We start from the raw sequence: 15,827 nt of genomic DNA, 5'->3' as shown, positions 1-15,827 counted from the left end.
ATGTATTGCCGATGTGCTACCGATGCGTTGCTGCACGCTATCCGCCGTTCGCGCCATTCGCGCCGTCCCAGCCGGCGCGCCAGTCAGTGTAGCCGCGTGCGCAGGTGGCGGCATCGGGCGAAACCCTTTTGCGCGTGCCGCCGCGTCAACGCACTACCGCGTCACCGCCGCGTCATTCGAGCGGCGCGATGCTCTGCTCGATCGCACCGAAAATCGACTTGCCCGCCTCGTCGAACATTTCGATCTTCACGGTGTCGCCATACTTCATGAACTCAGTTTGCGGCGCGCCGTGCTCGATCGTTTCGAGGCAGCGCTTCTCGGCGATACAGCAGTAGCCGCGCTTCGCGTCCTTGTTCGATACCGTGCCCGAACCGACGATCGAACCCGCACGCAGATTGCGCGTTTTCGCCGCATGCGCGATCAGCTGGCCGAAGTGAAACACCATGTCGGTACCCGCATCGGGCTGGCCGACTTTTTTGCCGTTCCAGTGGACGATCATCGGCCGATGCACGCGGCCCTCACGCCAGTGCTCGCCAAGCTCGTCGGGCGTCACCGCGACCGGCGCGAACGAGGTGGCCGGCTTGCTCTGGAAAAAGCCGAAGCCCTTCGCGAGTTCGGCGGGGATCAGGTGGCGCAGCGACACGTCGTTGACGAGCGTCACCAGCCGCACGCCGCGCAGTGCCTGCTCCGGGGTCGCGCGCATCGGCACATCGCCGGTGATGACCGCGACTTCGGCCTCGAAGTCGATGCCGTACTCTTCCGATGCGCACAAGACGTCGTCGCGCGGACCGATGAAGTCGTCGCTGCCGCCCTGGTACATCAGCGGGTCGGTCCAGAATTCGGGCGGCATTTCCGCGCCGCGCGCGCGCCGCACGAGTTCGACATGGTTCACGTACGACGAGCCGTCGGCCCACTGGAACGCGCGCGGCAGCGGCGCCATGCACTCCTTCGCGTCGAACGAAAAGCTGTTGCGCGCGCGGCCCTGATTCAGCGCGTCGTAGAGGTCGTGCAGTTGCGGCGCGTAGAAGGCCCAGTCGTCGAGCACGCGCTGCAGCGTGGGCGCGATCGCGTCGGCGATGGCCGCCGTGTGCAGGTCGCGGGACACGACGATCAGTTGACCGTCGCGCGTGCCGTCCTTCAGCGAGGCAAGTTTCATAGAGCTGTGAACCGTGTATGAGTGACGATGGAAGGAATCTATTCTACGATGGTGAATCGGCGCGGCCCAATATCTGCGTGTTCGTCGTCGTTGTCACCGTCACTAACGCCACTACGCGCCTTTTGCACATGTCCGCCAACGCCCGCTCCGGCACGATCCGCTCCCGCACCGACCCCGCGTCCGCCGACGATTTGCTCGACCCCGCCGACATCACTGACGCAACCGGCGCCGATGACGAAACCGGCGAACCCGGCGAAGAAAAACTGCGCTCGGGCATCCAGTCGATCGAGGTCGGCTTCAGGCTGCTCGACGTGCTGACCCACGAACCGCGCGCGATGATGCTGCGTGATCTCGCGCAGCGCGCGGGCATGAGTCCGGCGAAGGCGCATCGCTACCTGGTCAGCTTTCTGCGTCTTGGCGTGGTCGCGCAGGACCCGCTGTCGGGCCGCTACGAACTCGGCGGCTTCGCTTTGCAGCTGGGGCTCGCGCGGCTTGCGCGCGTCGACGGCGTGAAGCTCGCGCGCATCGCGCTCGCCGAACTGCGCGACCGCCTCGACCTGACGGTGGGCATCGCGGTGTGGGGCAATCAGGGACCGACGATGGTGCATTGGATGGAGTCGAGCTATCCGGCCAAGGCGTCGCTGAAGCTCGGCGACGTGATGCCCTTGCTCAGCTCGGCGACCGGTCTGCTGTTCGCCGCCTACCTGCCGTCCGGCAAGACCGCCGCGATGCTCGAGCGCGAGTTGGCCGACTCGCGGCGCTCGTCCTACAGCGGCGCGCCGCGCACCCGCGACGACGTCGACAAGGTGCTCGCCGAGGTGCGCGAGCACGAGGCCGCGCGTGTCGAAGGGATGCTGCTGCCGACGATCCACGCGTTTTCGATGCCGGTGTTCGATTCGACCGGCGAACTCGCGCTCGGTCTGGTCGCGCTCGGCCATGAGGGTGCGTTCGATATCCGCTGGGGCGGCGAGATCGATACCGCGTTGCGCGAATGCGCGCGGAAGCTGTCGTACGAACTCGGCTATAGCGCGACACCGCGTAGCGAAGACGGCTGATACGGGCCGAGTTGTTCAAGCACTCACACATTCAAGCGCCGATGGATTTTGCTTCCACCAACCGCCGTCGTGATCGCCTGCCAGCTTTCGGCAGCGGGCCGGGACGCGGCGCGCGCGCGTGGCGCTGGCTTGCGGTGCTGGCGGCCGTGGCGGTGGTGCACTGGATCGCGGCGCAATGGTTCGAGCGCACTCGCGTGAATCTGAATCCGGCGCATCACGAGCACGTGCCGGTGCAGGTCGCGCTGCTGACGCCCGAGAGGGTCGAGCGCCAAGCGGCGCCACAGCCGGCCGCACCCGCCGCGCATCCGCCCGCGCACGCGCACAAGCCCGCGGCGAGTCGGCCGCGCGAACAGCATGTGCTGACCGCGTTGCAGCCGGCCAAACCGAACGAGCCGGCGGCCACACCGGCATCGGAGGTGGCGGCTAGCGCGCCAGCCGCGGCCGCGAGCGCGAATGCAGCGGCCCATGCGGATGCCGGCGGCGCCGCGGCGAGCGCCCCCGCCGCGGCGAGCGCGCCGCCAGCATCGCAGGGCGTGAAGTTTTCGGTGCCGCCCTCGGCCGAACTCGACTACGACACGTTCTACAACGGCGTGCGCAACGCGCCCGGCACGATCCATTGGGCGAGCAACGCGCAGAGCTACGAAATGGTCGTATCGGTGCCGCTGCCGTTCGTCGGTCCGTTCGTGTTTTCGAGCCACGGCGGCATCGATGCCTTTGGCCTCGCGCCGGCGCAGTACAGCGAAAAGCGTGGCCGTCGCGCGGAAGACATCGCGATCTTCAATCGCAACGACAAACAGATCGGCTTCACGCGCACACCCGCCTCGTTGCCGTTGCCCGACGGCGCGCAGGACCGCTTCAGCGTCGTGATGCAGCTCGCAAGCCTCGTGCGCGGCGATCCGGACGCCTATAAGCCTGGCGTGACACGACAGTTTTTCGTCGTCGATACCGATAGCGGCGAGAACTGGCCGATCGAGACGATCGGCGACGAGACGATCGGCGCGGCGCAGGGCTATCTCCAGACGCGTCATTTCAAACGTCTGCCGCGGCACGATGGCGACCAGCGCCGCATCGACGTGTGGCTCGCGCCGTCGCTCGGCTGGCTGCCTGCGCGCATCCTGCAGACGGAGCCGAACGGCACCCAGTTCGAACTGGTGTGGCGCGGCAAGCTGAACGTCGATGGGGTGTCGTCGGATGACGGTGGCAATGGTGCCGCGGCCACGCCTGCCACGGGCGCAGCGCCCACCACAGCCGCCACACCTGCCACGCCCTCTGTCACAAGTCCTGCAACGTCGACGCCAGTGGACACCGCCCCCGCCAACCCGCCCGTCGCGCCGACAGGCGTATCGGCAGTAACGCCCGAGGTCGCCCCACCTCAACCGGTCGATTCGACCGCTCCAACAATCATCAAACCGTGACACGTGTCGTGACAGAGTGTCACGAGCAGATCTGCTCAAGATCGGCGAAACTTCCTTTGCAACGTTGACTCGCACGTCATTGGAAGCCCCGTTCGCACGAACGCGGCGACCCACCGCGCTTTTTCACTGCGTTTCCTTCAAAGGAGTCCGCATGCAAGTGAACATCAACGGTATCGAAACACGCTACGTGCTCAGCAACGAAGGAGGTGGCCCGTGGCTCACGTTCATCCATCAGTTGGGCGGCGATCTTTCCATCTGGGATCAGATGGCCGGCTATTTCCGTGACGATTACACGGTGCTGCGCTACGACGTGCGCGGCCATGGCCACAGCGCGGTTTCGCGCGAGCCGTTCGGCATGCGCGAGCTGGCCGACGATCTCGCCAAACTGCTCGATGCGCTCGGCGCGCGGACGACGCACCTGGTCGGCCTGTCGCTCGGCGGCATGATCGCGCAGCAATTCGCGCTCGACCATCCGTCACGCATCGACACGCTGACCATCGCCGACAGCACCGGCGGCACCCTGCCCGAAAACCGTGAGTTGTGGAATCAGCGCGCCCACACGGCGCGCAGCGACGGCATGGATGCGCTGCTACCGTCGACGCTCGCCCGTTGGCTCACGCCCGACTTTCAGGCCGGGCATCCCGAAGCGGTCGAGCCGATCCGTGAGGCTTTTGCGCACACGCCGCCGGAAGGTTTTGCGATGGCCTGCGAGGCGCTGCGCGATTTCGACCTGCGCCGCCGGCACGACGCGATCCGCTGTCCTACACTGACAGTTGCCGGACGACACGATACGGGCACGCCACCTGCTGCTACGCAGGCGATAGCGGAGGCGATCGAGGGCGCCCGCTTCGAGTTGCTGGACGCCGCGCATCTTGCGCCAATCGAGCAATCGCATCGTTTTGCCGCGTTGCTTGAATCGTTTCTGGAGCGGCGAGTCTAACCGTTAGGTCCGGAGTTTTTTAAGTGCGTCGTCCGGACCCACCCCTTGAATTCCATCTCACATGCTCCACCTATGTTGCAGAAAAGGGCAGGAGCCCAACGGAAATAAGGAGTGTCGCCATGCAAATGATCTATAACAGCCCTAACTACTGTGTCGTCGAGTTTCCTCCGCAGGAAGGTCTGCTGGCCATGAAGTCGGGCGGCTACGAGATTGTCGACAAGAACATGCAGCGCGAAATCTACATCGACGGTGCAATGGCAGCACAGTTTCGCGAGCATGTGCAGAAGCTGATCGAAGGCGAGCCGACGCTCGACGAGGTCGACGAATTCCTCGGTCAGTTCGACAGTCTGATGCATCAACCGGTGGTCCTGCATTGATCGGAGGGGTTTAGCTGGCGCTCTGGCGACATCGACCGACCGCACCGCGCGGCTTTGCCGGCGGGTTTCATCAGGCGATCGGCAGCAACAAAACGGCGCGGCAGGCTTTGGCTTGCCGCGCCGTTTTCTATTGCTGCACCACGATTCCCGTTGCCTGGTTTGTTAGAGCGATTCCGCATTCTTCGCGCGCCGCGTTTTAGTCGGTCGATTTTGCCGATCAGGCCGGACGCCCTCCCCCGCGCCGGGCGCATCCGCGCGGCAACGGCTACAATGACAGGCTTTCCGCCAACGCCGGCGCAAGCCCTCGTCCGCCATGACCCAGCCTGCTCAATCCGCCACGCCAGTCCGTTCCGAGCCCGCCTACACCCGCGGCGCAGCGCTTCCCGCGCTGCTGAACTCGCGCATCCTGATCCTGGACGGCGCGATGGGCACGATGATCCAGCGCTACAAGCTCGACGAAGCAGCCTATCGGGGCGAACGCTTCAAGGACTACGGGCGCGACATCAAGGGCAACAACGAACTGCTGTCGATCACCCAGCCGCAGATCATCGCCGAGATTCACGAGCAGTACCTCGCGGCAGGCGCGGACATCATCGAAACCAACACGTTCGGCGCGACCACGGTCGCGCAATCCGACTACGGCATGGAGTCGCTCGCCGTCGAGATGAACCTCGAATCGGCGAAGCTCGCGCGCGCCGCGTGCGACAAATACGCGACGCCGGACAAGCCGCGCTTCGTCGCCGGCGCGATCGGCCCGACGCCGAAAACCGCCAGCATTTCGCCGGACGTCAACGATCCGGGCGCGCGCAACGTGACCTTCGACGAACTGCGCGGCGCCTACTACGAGCAGGCGAAAGCCCTGCTCGACGGCGGCGCGGACCTGTTCCTCGTCGAAACGATCTTCGATACGCTGAATGCGAAGGCCGCGCTGTTCGCGCTCGACGAGCTGTTCGAAAACACCGGCGAGCGTCTGCCGATCATGATCTCGGGCACCGTCACCGATGCGTCGGGCCGCATTCTGTCGGGCCAGACCGTCGAGGCCTTCTGGAACTCGCTGCGTCACGCGAAACCGCTCACGTTCGGCCTGAACTGCGCGCTCGGCGCGGCGCTGATGCGTCCGTACATCGCCGAACTCGCGAAGCTGTGCGACACCTACGTGTCGTGCTATCCGAACGCCGGCCTGCCGAATCCGATGAGCGACACCGGCTTCGACGAATTGCCCGCGGATACTTCGGGCCTGCTGAAGGAATTCGCCCAGGCGGGACTCGTGAACATCGCCGGCGGCTGCTGCGGCACAACGCCAGAGCACATCGCGGCGATCGCGAAGGCCCTCGCCGAGTTGAAGCCGCGCAAGTGGCCGACGCAGTATCGCGACGCGGCCTGAGCCGGCCTGACGCACTTGACCCGGGCGCCCAGCACGCCCAGCACGTCCCCCAGCACGTCCTTTAACGCACGCACCCGACTCGCACACACGCCATGACCGATCACACCATGCGCCTTGCCGGCCTCGAGCCGTTCAACGTCACGTCCGGGACGCTCTTCATCAACGTCGGCGAACGCACCAACGTGACCGGCTCGAAAGCGTTCGCGCGAATGATCCTGAACAATCAGTTCGACGAAGCATTGGCCGTCGCGCGCCAGCAGGTCGAGAACGGCGCGCAGGTCATCGACATCAACATGGACGAGGCGATGCTCGATTCGAAGGCGGCGATGGTGCGCTTCATGAATCTGATCGCGTCGGAGCCGGACATCGCGCGCGTGCCGATCATGATCGACTCGTCGAAGTGGGAGGTGATCGAGGCGGGTCTCAAGTGCGTGCAGGGCAAGGCGATCGTCAACTCGATCTCGCTGAAGGAAGGCAAGGAGCAGTTCCTTCATCACGCGAAGCTGATTCGCCGCTACGGCGCGGCCAGCGTCGTGATGGCCTTCGACGAACAGGGCCAGGCCGATACGTTCGCGCGCAAGAAGGAAATCTGCCAGCGCTCGTACGACATCCTCGTCAACGAGGTCGGCTTTCCGCCCGAAGACATCATCTTTGATCCGAACATCTTCGCGGTCGCAACCGGCATCGAGGAGCACAACAACTACGCGGTCGACTTCATCGAGGCGACGCGCTGGATCAAAGAGAACCTGCCGTACGCGAAGGTGAGCGGCGGCGTGTCGAACGTGTCGTTCTCGTTTCGCGGCAACGACCCGGTGCGCGAGGCGATTCACACCGTGTTCCTCTACCACGCGATCCAGGCGGGTATGGACATGGGCATCGTCAACGCGGGCCAGCTCGGCGTCTATGCCGAACTCGATGCCGAACTGCGCGAGCGCGTCGAAGACGTGGTGCTGAATCGCCGTGAAGACGGCACCGACCGCCTGCTCGAAATCGCCGACAAGTTCAAGACCGGCGCCGCGAAGAAGGAAGAGAACCTCGAGTGGCGCAACCAGCCGGTCGAAAAGCGTCTCGCGCACGCGCTGGTGAGCGGCATCACGACGTTCATCGTCGAAGACACCGAGGAAGTGCGCGCGAAGATCGCCGCCCAGGGCGGCCGTCCGATCAGCGTGATCGAAGGTCCGCTGATGGATGGCATGAACATCGTCGGCGACCTGTTCGGCCAGGGCAAGATGTTCCTGCCGCAGGTCGTGAAGTCGGCGCGCGTGATGAAGCAGGCGGTCGCGCATCTGATCCCGTTCATCGAGGAAGAAAAGCGCCAGCTCGCGGCGGCCGGCGGCGACGTGCGCGCGAAGGGCAAGATCGTCATCGCGACCGTCAAGGGCGACGTGCACGACATCGGCAAGAACATCGTGTCGGTCGTGCTCCAGTGCAACAACTTCGAAGTGGTCAACATGGGCGTGATGGTCCCGTGCAACGAGATCCTCGCGAAGGCGAAGGTCGAGGGCGCGGACATCGTCGGGCTGTCGGGCCTGATTACGCCGAGCCTCGAAGAGATGGCCTACGTCGCGTCGGAAATGCAGCGCGACGACTACTTCCGCGTGAAGAAGATTCCGCTCCTGATCGGCGGCGCGACGACCTCGCGCGTGCACACCGCGGTGAAGATCGCCCCGCACTACGAAGGGCCGGTGGTCTACGTGCCGGACGCGTCGCGCTCGGTATCGGTCGCCTCGAGCCTGCTGTCCGACGAGGGCGCCGCGAAGTACATCGACGAACTGAACGCCGATTACAGCCGCATCCGCGATCAGCACGCGAACAAAAAAGCGCAGCCGATGGTCACGCTCGCCGAAGCGCGCGCCAACAAGACGAAGATCGACTGGGCCGGCTATCAGCCGGTCAAGCCGAAGTTCATCGGCCGCCGGGTCTTCAAGAACTTCGATCTGAACGAACTCGCGAACTATATCGACTGGGGTCCGTTCTTCCAGACGTGGGATCTCGCCGGCCCGTACCCGGCGATTCTCAACGACGAGATCGTCGGCGAATCCGCGCGGCGCGTGTTCTCCGACGGCAAGTCGATGCTCGCGCGCCTGATTCAGGGCCGCTGGCTGCAGGCCAACGGCGTGATCGCGCTGTTGCCGGCCAACACGGTGAACGACGACGACATCGAAATCTACACGGACGAATCGCGAACCGAGGTCGCGCTGACGTGGCGCAATCTGCGTCAACAGAGCGTGCGGCCGGTGGTCGACGGCGTGATGCGGCCGAACCGCTCGCTCGCCGACTTCATCGCGCCGAAGGATTCGGGCGTCGCCGACTACATCGGTATGTTCGCGGTGACGGCGGGTCTGGGCGTCGACGTGAAGGAGAAGCAGTTCGAGAAGGATCACGACGACTACAGCGCGATCATGCTGAAGGCGCTCGCCGACCGGCTCGCCGAAGCATTCGCCGAAGCGATGCACGCGCGCGTGCGGCGCGACCTGTGGGGCTACGCGAACAGCGAAAACCTCTCCAACGACGAGCTGATCGCCGAGAAATACCACGGCATCCGCCCGGCGCCCGGCTATCCGGCCTGTCCCGACCACCTCGTCAAGCGCGGCATGTTCGACGTGCTGCAGGCGAACGAAATCAACATGAGCGTGACCGAATCGCTGGCGATGCTGCCGGCGGCGAGCGTGTCGGGCTTCTACCTCGCGCATCCGGACAGCACCTATTTCTCGGTCGGCAAGATCGGCGCGGATCAACTCGACGACTACGCGCAGCGGATGGCGCTGTCGAAAGCGGATGCCCAGCGCGCGTTGGCGCCGTTGCTTTGAACGCGAAGCGATTCGTGGCCCGAACGCCATCCGGCCGGGCCGCGCATCGCCTGGGCGCCACTATATCGAGTTCGAAAGACTGAATATTTGGCGCCACGGCAATTTCGGCTTTGTAGACTGAGTCGGCTTTCATCCCGTCAGGCGCGAGCACAACGCGCCGGCTCATCAAGATTGCAACCGACTCCGGAGAAGATCGTATGAAGAAGCTGACGCTGTTATTGACTGCTGTTTCACTGGCCGCGGGCGCTTCCGCGGCGCTCGCGCAACCCGCCGCGCCGGGCGGCTCGAGCGCGGTCAGTTCCTACTCGCCGCCGACCGAGGCGCACGTCAAAAAGGCGAAGAAGCCAAAGACCAAGAAAGGCGCGGCAGCGTCGGCGGCCTCCGCGAGCCAATGAGCGGCAACGGCGGACACGCCCTCTGAATGACAAAGAGCCCGCGTCGAGCGGGCTCTTTTGTTTGACTGCGCAAAAGAAGCGCTGATGAAGACCCGTTCCGAGCGCGCCGCGGCGCCCGGGACCCGGCAGAAATCAAAGTCCCCAAACGATATCCGCGTTTTCCTTCTGCGCCGCGCGCAGCATATCGAGGAACGGATACGCGCGCTGCGCGAGTCCGGGCGGAATCTCATGACGATCGCGGCCGTCCTCGCCTTCGTGGAAATGGCCTTCGTGCTCAGCGCGCTCCTGCTTGTCGGAGGTGATCGCCGCTTCGAGCTTCTCGATGGCCGGGCCCAGTTCGTCGTGAGTGATGACGCCCCGCTGCCCAAGGCGTTTGCCGACAATGCCGACCAGATACTGCGCCAGATTCTCCAGCATCATCACGTCCGGGCAGGCGTGGCACTTGAAAGTAATCAGCATGACTGTTCCCTTTTTCGTTATGTCGGGTGAGCGCACGAGCGTCCCAAGGGCTGCCACTGCGCGCGCCTGGACGCGGCACCGCCAACGCGCGGCGGCCACGGCCCCTTGCGGGCAGCTCATTGAACATATTAGCACCTGCTAAAATCCGTCTGAACGGAAAAGCGCGCCGCCCAGCGCCACGTGCGGCGAGGCTCGACGAGCATCGCGAACGTGTGTAACCGGGGGCGTCGAACCATCGGCCGCAATCCGCATGCCGCGCGAGCCTGCGTAACGGCGAGCTGCCCTGCGGAGCCCCCGCGTTGCGCTGCTGGCGTTGCGTCTCGTCGCATCGCCTCGGGGACGGTCTGCTGGCGGCGCGGCCATCCGCGCGGCAAAGCGCGGCCGCGCTTCACGCTTGCGACACCGGCCGCGGCCGGCGCCTCTTCCGCCTTACCGGATTGCCTCACTGGACTCGCAACAAGCATGCTGCCCGCACATAAACACACACTCGAAACCCTGCTCGCCGACACGGTGAAGCAGGTCGCGACTGCCACGCAAGGCGCGACCGAAGCCGCTTTCGTCTCGCCCGCCATCACGCTCGAGCGCCCGAAAGTCGCCGCGCACGGTGACGTCGCGTGCAACGTCGCGATGCAGCTCGCCAAGCCGCTGCGCGCCAATCCGCGCCAGCTCGCGCAACAGATCGTCGATGCGCTGCTCGGCAATCCGCAGGCCAAAGGCCTGATCGACACCGCCGAAGTGGCAGGCCCCGGCTTCATCAACCTGCGCCTCACGGCCGCGGCCAAGCAAGGCGTGATCGCCGCCGTGTTCGCCGAGCAGGACGCGTACGGCCGCTCGCGGCGCGACGCCGGCAAGCACGTGCTGATCGAGTTCGTGTCGGCCAACCCGACCGGCCCGCTGCACGTCGGCCACGGCCGCCAGGCGGCGCTCGGCGACGCGCTCGCGCACGTGCTCGCGTCGCAGGGCTGGGACGTGCATCGCGAGTTCTACTACAACGACGCCGGCGTGCAGATCCACACGCTCGCGTTGTCCACCCAGGCACGCGCGCGCGGCCTCGCCCCCGGCGACGAGGGCTGGCCCGCTTCGGCCTACAACGGCGAGTACATCGCCGACATCGCGAAGGACTATCTGAACGGCGTCACGGTCGAGGCGAGCGACGGCGAGCCCGTCACCGGCGCGCGCGACGTCGAGGACCTCGAGGCGATCCGCCGCTTCGCCGTGACGTATCTGCGTCGCGAGCAGGATATGGACCTGCAGGCGTTCGGCGTGAAGTTCGACCAGTACTACCTGGAATCGTCGCTGTACACGGAAGGCCGCGTCGAGAAAACGGTCGACGCGCTGATCGCCGCGGGCAAGACCTACGAGCAGGAAGGCGCGCTGTGGCTGCGCACCACCGACGACGGCGACGACAAGGACCGCGTGATGCGCAAGACCGACGGCACCTACACGTACTTCGTGCCGGACGTCGCCTATCACGTCGCGAAGTGGGAGCGCGGCTTCACCAAGGTCATCAACGTGCAGGGCTCGGACCACCACGGCACGATCGCGCGGGTGCGCGCCGGTCTGCAGGGTCTCGGCATCGGCATTCCGAAGGGCTACCCCGACTACATCCTGCACAAGATGGTCACGGTCATGCGCAACGGCGAAGAGGTGAAGATCTCGAAGCGCGCGGGCAGCTACGTGACGGTGCGCGACCTGATCGAATGGTCGGGCGGCGCGACGCCGGGCACCGAAGCGGCCGTCGATCTGATCGACGAGGAAACCATTCGCCGCGGCCGCGACGCGGTGCGCTTCTTCCTGATCTCGCGCAAGGCGGACACCGAGTTCGTGTTCGACATCGACCTCGCGCTGAAGCAGAACGACGAGAATCCGGTGCACTACGTGCAGTACGCGCACGCGCGCATCTGCTCGGTGATCGCCGAGTGCAAGGCGCGCTACAACACGGACGAAAGCGCGCTCCCGAGCGTCGACGTGTCGCCGCTCACGAGCGAGCGCTCGATGGCGCTGCTCAACAAGCTCGCCGAATTCCCGGACATGCTGCAGCACGCCGCCGACGAACTCGCGCCGCACGCGGTCGCGTTCTACCTGCGCGAACTCGCCGGGGAATTTCACTCGTTCTACAATGACCGAGCCGAGCGCGTGCTGGTCGACGATGCGGCCGAACGCAACGCTCGCGTCGCGCTGCTCGCGGCCACCCGCCAGGTGCTGGCCAACGGTCTCGCGACGATCGGCGTCTCCGCTCCCGTCAAGATGTAACTTCTCCAGCGTAATATGCGCGCGGCCGTCGCTATAATCGGCGGCCGTTCCTGGATTCTTTTTGCAGGTGATTCGTACGATGGCAAAACCACGCCGCACAACAAAGCAATCGAAGCAAACCGGGGGCACCTTTCTCGGCATCGTGCTGGGCCTGATCGTCGGCCTGGCGATCGCGGTGGTGGTCGCGCTGTATATCACCCGTGCGCCTACGCCGTTCGTGTCGAAGGTCGCGCCGCCGGCGGCGACCGACAACGGCGCGAGCCAGGCGCAATACGATCCGAACCGTCCGCTGCAAGGCAAGACGCCGGGGCAGCCGGTGCCGCAGGCCGCGCAACCCGCGCCGCCGAACACCGCGCCGGGCCAGACCAACGCGCAGACCCAGTCGGGCATGCTCGAAGAACCGCAGATCGTGGAAGTGCCGCCGTCGGCCGGCAACGCGAATAACAACGGCACGGCGGTCGCGCCCAATCCCGCGCAGGAAAACGGCGGCATCGTCGCACCCGCGCCGGCGAAGAAGCCGCAAACGTCGAGCGCGCCGGCCGCCACCGCGGCAGGCTCCGCGCCGAAGAGCACCAACGCGACCACCCTGGCCAACGTAAAGCCTGGCTCGGCCGCCGCGCCCGCGCCGGCCCCGGGCGACGCGAACACCGGCTACTTCCTGCAGGTCGGCGCGTACAAGACCGCCGCCGACGCCGAACAGCAGCGCGCGCGGCTCGCGTTCCAGGGCTTCGAATCGAAGGTCACGCAGCGCGATGCCGGCGGCGTCACGTACTACCGCGTGCGCATCGGGCCGTTCTCGAAGTTCGAGGACATGAATTCGAGCCGTCAGCGTCTGTCGGACGCGGGTGTCGATACCGCAGTGATCCGCTTCACCAAACAATAAATAAACGGTAACGCCGGCTCGCGCGGCGCGTCGAACTATCGGCGCGGAGCGCGAGTCACAAGCACGATGGCCGCTTCGACCTGCATTGTGGCGGGCGGCCACGCCGAATCCGACCAGCGGTGACGGGCCTTCGCAGAGCGTCACTGCACTACCGCCTTATCTGGGTCTACACAACATGAAAAAACTGCTGAGCATCCTGTTTCTCTCGCTGGGCCTGATCGCGGCCGGCGCGCATGCGTCGCCGAGCGCGCCGGTCGCCGGCAAGGACTACACCGTGCTGGCCTCGCCGCAACCTACCGACGTGCCGGCCGGCAAGATCGAAGTCACCGAATTCTTCTGGTACGGCTGCCCGCACTGCAATGAATTCAACCCGTTCCTCGAAGCGTGGGTCAAGAAGCAGGGCCCGGACGTCGTGTTCCGCCGCGTGCCGGTCGCCTTCCGCGACGACTTCATCCCGCACTCGAAGATGTACCACGCGCTCGACGCGCTCGGCCTCGCGAACGAACTGACGCCGAAGGTCTTCAACGAAATCCACGTCAACAAGAACTATCTGCTGACGCCGGAAGACCAGACCAAATTCCTCGCGAAGCTCGGCGTCGATCCGAAGAAGTACATGGAAGCGTACAACTCGTTCTCGACGCAAAGCGCGCTGCAGAAGGACAAGAAACTGCTCGACGACTACAAGATCGACGGCGTGCCGACGCTCGCCGTGCAAGGCAAGTATGAAACCGGCCCGGCCGCGACCGGCACCCTGCCGGGCACGATCCAGGTGCTCGACTATCTCGTCTCGCAAGTCCGCGCCAAAAAGATGTAATCACGAGGCGCCGGTATGACCTCACCGCTGAAGGTTTTCATTACCGGCGCTTCGAGCGGCATCGGCCTCGCGCTCGCCGGCGAATATGCACGGCGCGGCGCGATTCTCGGCCTCGTCGCCCGCCGCGGCGACGCGCTTGCCGCGTTCCGGCAGTCCCATCCCCAGACCACCGTCTCGATTTATACGCTCGACGTGCGCGACGCGGAAGCGCTCGCCGATGCGGCCGCGCGCTTCATCGCCGCACATGGCCTGCCCGACGTCGTGATCGCCAACGCCGGCATCAGCCGCGGCGCGCTGACCGGTCACGGCGATCTGCGCACGTTCCGCGAGGTGATGGACATCAATTACTTCGGCATGGTCGCCACGTTCGAGCCGTTCGCCGCCGCGATGGCCGACACGAAACGCGGCACGCTGGTCGGCATTGCGAGCGTCGCCGGCGTGCGCGGCCTGCCGGGCTCGGGCGCGTACAGCGCGTCGAAGTCGGCGGCGCTGCAGTATCTCGAAGCGTTGCGCGTCGAAATGCGGCCGTTCGGCGTCGGAGTCGTCACGATCGCGCCCGGCTATATCCGCACGCCGATGACCGAGCACAATCCGTACAACATGCCGTTTCTGATGGACGCCGACCGCTTCGCGGCGAAGGTCGCGGGCGCGGTCGAACGGCAGACGTCGTTCGCGGTGTTTCCATGGCAGATGCGCGTGGCCGCGATGCTGCTGCATGTGCTGCCGCGCTGCCTCTACGACCGCGTATTCGAACGCGCGCCGCGCAAGCCGCGCGCCGCCACCGAGTAATTCATGCAGTCCCGTGCGGTCGATGCAGCCGGCGTCGCGCACGAACCCGCGGGCGCCGAGGCGCGCATCGTGTCGCTGGTGCCGAGCCTCACCGAAACCCTCTTCGCGCTCGGCCTCGAGCGGCAAATCGTCGGGCGCACCGGCTTTTGCGTGCATCCGCGCGACAAGGTCCGCGCGGTGCCGAAGGTCGGCGGCACGAAAGCCGTCAAGCTCGACGCGATCCGCGCGCTGCGCCCCACCCACCTGATCGTCAATATCGACGAAAACGAACGCGACACCGTCGAGCAACTGCGCGCGTTCGTGCCGCACATCGTCGTCACCCATCCGCGCACGCCGCGCGACAACCTCGCGCTGTACACGCTGCTCGGCGCGATCTTCGGACGCGAAGACGCAGCGCGAAGCCTGAGCGGCGCGCTCGAAGCGCGTCTGCGCGAAGCCGCCGCTCGCACGTTCGCCGCGCAAAACGTGCTGTACCTGATCTGGCGCGAACCGTGGATGAGCGTCGCGCGCGACACTTACATCGCCGCGATGCTGCGCCTCGTCAACTGGCACACGCTGCCCGACGTGCGCGGCGGCAACTCGGGCGCCGCGCGTTACCCGACGCTCGACTTCGACTCCGCGCCGTGGCTCGCGCAAGTCGACCGCGTGCTGCTGTCGAGCGAGCCGTATCGCTTCACGGCCGCGCATCGCGATGCGCTCGCGCGCGATCCGCGTCTCACCGGCAAGCGCATCGAGCTGATCGACGGGGAAATGACGTCGTGGTACGGCGTGCGCGCAATCGATGGCATCGGCTACCTGCAGCGCCTGGCCGCGGCGGACTGAGGCGGTCCGGCGCGGCACCAGGGCCACGCCGCCCCATATGGATATGTCGATTAAATTGTTGTCGCCATAATGGCCCTTCGATAAGCTTTCGCCAAGGCGCGCCGCCAGCCAGGCCTCGAAGGTCGGCCGGGAGACAAGCAAAGGCCGCAGGCCGGGGTCGCCCGACCTGCACGGCGGCGCCGGGAACGTATCACAATCGTGGCGACGCGCGCGCCGGGACCGCTCACCTGCCCCGCTCACGCCTCGCCGCCATAAACACAACCAGACGCACTGCC

General features: G+C 65.8%; 13 protein-coding genes and 1 pseudogene. 12 read left to right on the top strand and 2 right to left on the bottom strand.

The window, feature by feature from the left end:
- Positions 1–172 precede the first annotated feature (172 nt).
- A complete protein-coding gene (locus EVC45_RS21805; protein ID WP_129960313.1) occupies positions 173–1,156 on the bottom strand; it encodes a fumarylacetoacetate hydrolase family protein in 984 nt (327 codons plus the stop codon).
- A gap of 128 nt (positions 1,157–1,284) precedes the next feature.
- On the opposite strand from EVC45_RS21805, the gene EVC45_RS21800 reads away from it, so the two are divergent.
- The 7 genes and pseudogenes from EVC45_RS21800 (at position 1,285) to EVC45_RS21770 (ending at position 9,532) form a co-directional block, all read left to right on the top strand.
- Positions 1,285–2,211, top strand: coding sequence for an IclR family transcriptional regulator (locus EVC45_RS21800; RefSeq protein WP_129960312.1), 927 nt, complete (start codon positions 1,285–1,287; stop codon positions 2,209–2,211).
- Positions 2,212–2,252: 41 nt separating this feature from the next.
- Positions 2,253–3,626, top strand: coding sequence for a DUF3108 domain-containing protein (locus tag EVC45_RS21795; RefSeq protein ID WP_129960311.1), 1,374 nt, complete (start codon positions 2,253–2,255; stop codon positions 3,624–3,626).
- 151 nt (positions 3,627–3,777) lie between these two features.
- Positions 3,778–4,566 (top strand): alpha/beta fold hydrolase, encoded by a 789-nt coding sequence (locus EVC45_RS21790; protein WP_129960310.1) that lies wholly within the window; start codon positions 3,778–3,780, stop codon positions 4,564–4,566.
- 119 nt (positions 4,567–4,685) lie between these two features.
- The gene (locus EVC45_RS21785) at positions 4,686–4,943 is read left to right on the top strand and encodes a DUF3567 domain-containing protein (protein WP_129960309.1); all 258 of its coding nucleotides are present in this window, start codon (positions 4,686–4,688) and stop codon (positions 4,941–4,943) included.
- A gap of 313 nt (positions 4,944–5,256) precedes the next feature.
- Positions 5,257–6,327 (top strand): homocysteine S-methyltransferase family protein, encoded by a 1,071-nt coding sequence (locus EVC45_RS21780; protein ID WP_129960308.1) that lies wholly within the window; start codon positions 5,257–5,259, stop codon positions 6,325–6,327.
- An 80-nt stretch (positions 6,328–6,407) separates the two neighbouring features.
- Positions 6,408–9,137 (top strand): annotated as a pseudogene (metH, locus tag EVC45_RS21775) (methionine synthase); the annotation flags it as partial.
- A 197-nt stretch (positions 9,138–9,334) separates the two neighbouring features.
- Entirely contained in the window at positions 9,335–9,532 is a 198-nt protein-coding gene (locus EVC45_RS21770) for an acid-shock protein (RefSeq protein WP_129960306.1), read from the top strand.
- A 132-nt stretch (positions 9,533–9,664) separates the two neighbouring features.
- Here the strand turns inward: EVC45_RS21770 and EVC45_RS21765 are convergent, their stop codons facing one another.
- Positions 9,665–9,991 (bottom strand): DUF1840 domain-containing protein, encoded by a 327-nt coding sequence (locus EVC45_RS21765; protein WP_018419249.1) that lies wholly within the window; start codon positions 9,989–9,991, stop codon positions 9,665–9,667.
- A gap of 462 nt (positions 9,992–10,453) precedes the next feature.
- On the opposite strand from EVC45_RS21765, the gene argS reads away from it, so the two are divergent.
- The 5 genes from argS to EVC45_RS21740 all read left to right on the top strand — a co-directional run bounded on the left by argS (position 10,454) and on the right by EVC45_RS21740 (position 15,552).
- On the top strand, positions 10,454–12,244 hold the full coding sequence (gene argS / locus EVC45_RS21760) for an arginine--tRNA ligase (RefSeq protein ID WP_129960305.1): 1,791 nt from the start codon (positions 10,454–10,456) through the stop codon (positions 12,242–12,244).
- Between the two features lie 61 nt (positions 12,245–12,305).
- Positions 12,306–13,127, top strand: a complete 822-nt coding sequence (locus EVC45_RS21755; protein WP_129960304.1) for an SPOR domain-containing protein — start codon at positions 12,306–12,308, stop codon at positions 13,125–13,127.
- Between the two features lie 175 nt (positions 13,128–13,302).
- Positions 13,303–13,941, top strand: coding sequence for a thiol:disulfide interchange protein DsbA/DsbL (locus EVC45_RS21750; RefSeq protein WP_129960303.1), 639 nt, complete (start codon positions 13,303–13,305; stop codon positions 13,939–13,941).
- A gap of 15 nt (positions 13,942–13,956) precedes the next feature.
- Positions 13,957–14,730: an SDR family oxidoreductase gene (locus tag EVC45_RS21745; RefSeq protein ID WP_129960302.1), complete on the top strand. Its 774-nt coding sequence runs from the start codon at positions 13,957–13,959 to the stop codon at positions 14,728–14,730.
- 3 nt (positions 14,731–14,733) lie between these two features.
- Positions 14,734–15,552, top strand: coding sequence for a helical backbone metal receptor (locus tag EVC45_RS21740; RefSeq protein ID WP_129960301.1), 819 nt, complete (start codon positions 14,734–14,736; stop codon positions 15,550–15,552).
- Positions 15,553–15,827: the final 275 nt, after the last annotated feature.

Source organism: Paraburkholderia sp. UYCP14C, assembly GCF_004197395.1.
Classification (GTDB): domain Bacteria; phylum Pseudomonadota; class Gammaproteobacteria; order Burkholderiales; family Burkholderiaceae; genus Paraburkholderia.
The sequence above is the reverse complement of the archived record's forward strand: the minus strand, read 5'-3'. Positions and strand labels throughout refer to the sequence as shown.

Coding starts and splice junctions, on each gene's coding strand:
- EVC45_RS21740 (WP_129960301.1), top strand. CDS start 14,734: ATGCAGTCCCGTGCGGTCGATGCAGCCGGCGTCGCGCACGAACCCGCG.
- EVC45_RS21750 (WP_129960303.1), top strand. CDS start 13,303: ATGAAAAAACTGCTGAGCATCCTGTTTCTCTCGCTGGGCCTGATCGCG.
- EVC45_RS21770 (WP_129960306.1), top strand. CDS start 9,335: ATGAAGAAGCTGACGCTGTTATTGACTGCTGTTTCACTGGCCGCGGGC.
- EVC45_RS21800 (WP_129960312.1), top strand. CDS start 1,285: ATGTCCGCCAACGCCCGCTCCGGCACGATCCGCTCCCGCACCGACCCC.
- EVC45_RS21785 (WP_129960309.1), top strand. CDS start 4,686: ATGCAAATGATCTATAACAGCCCTAACTACTGTGTCGTCGAGTTTCCT.
- EVC45_RS21795 (WP_129960311.1), top strand. CDS start 2,253: ATGGATTTTGCTTCCACCAACCGCCGTCGTGATCGCCTGCCAGCTTTC.
- EVC45_RS21805 (WP_129960313.1), bottom strand. CDS start 1,156: ATGAAACTTGCCTCGCTGAAGGACGGCACGCGCGACGGTCAACTGATC.
- argS (WP_129960305.1), top strand. CDS start 10,454: ATGCTGCCCGCACATAAACACACACTCGAAACCCTGCTCGCCGACACG.
- EVC45_RS21790 (WP_129960310.1), top strand. CDS start 3,778: ATGCAAGTGAACATCAACGGTATCGAAACACGCTACGTGCTCAGCAAC.
- EVC45_RS21765 (WP_018419249.1), bottom strand. CDS start 9,991: ATGCTGATTACTTTCAAGTGCCACGCCTGCCCGGACGTGATGATGCTG.
- EVC45_RS21745 (WP_129960302.1), top strand. CDS start 13,957: ATGACCTCACCGCTGAAGGTTTTCATTACCGGCGCTTCGAGCGGCATC.
- EVC45_RS21780 (WP_129960308.1), top strand. CDS start 5,257: ATGACCCAGCCTGCTCAATCCGCCACGCCAGTCCGTTCCGAGCCCGCC.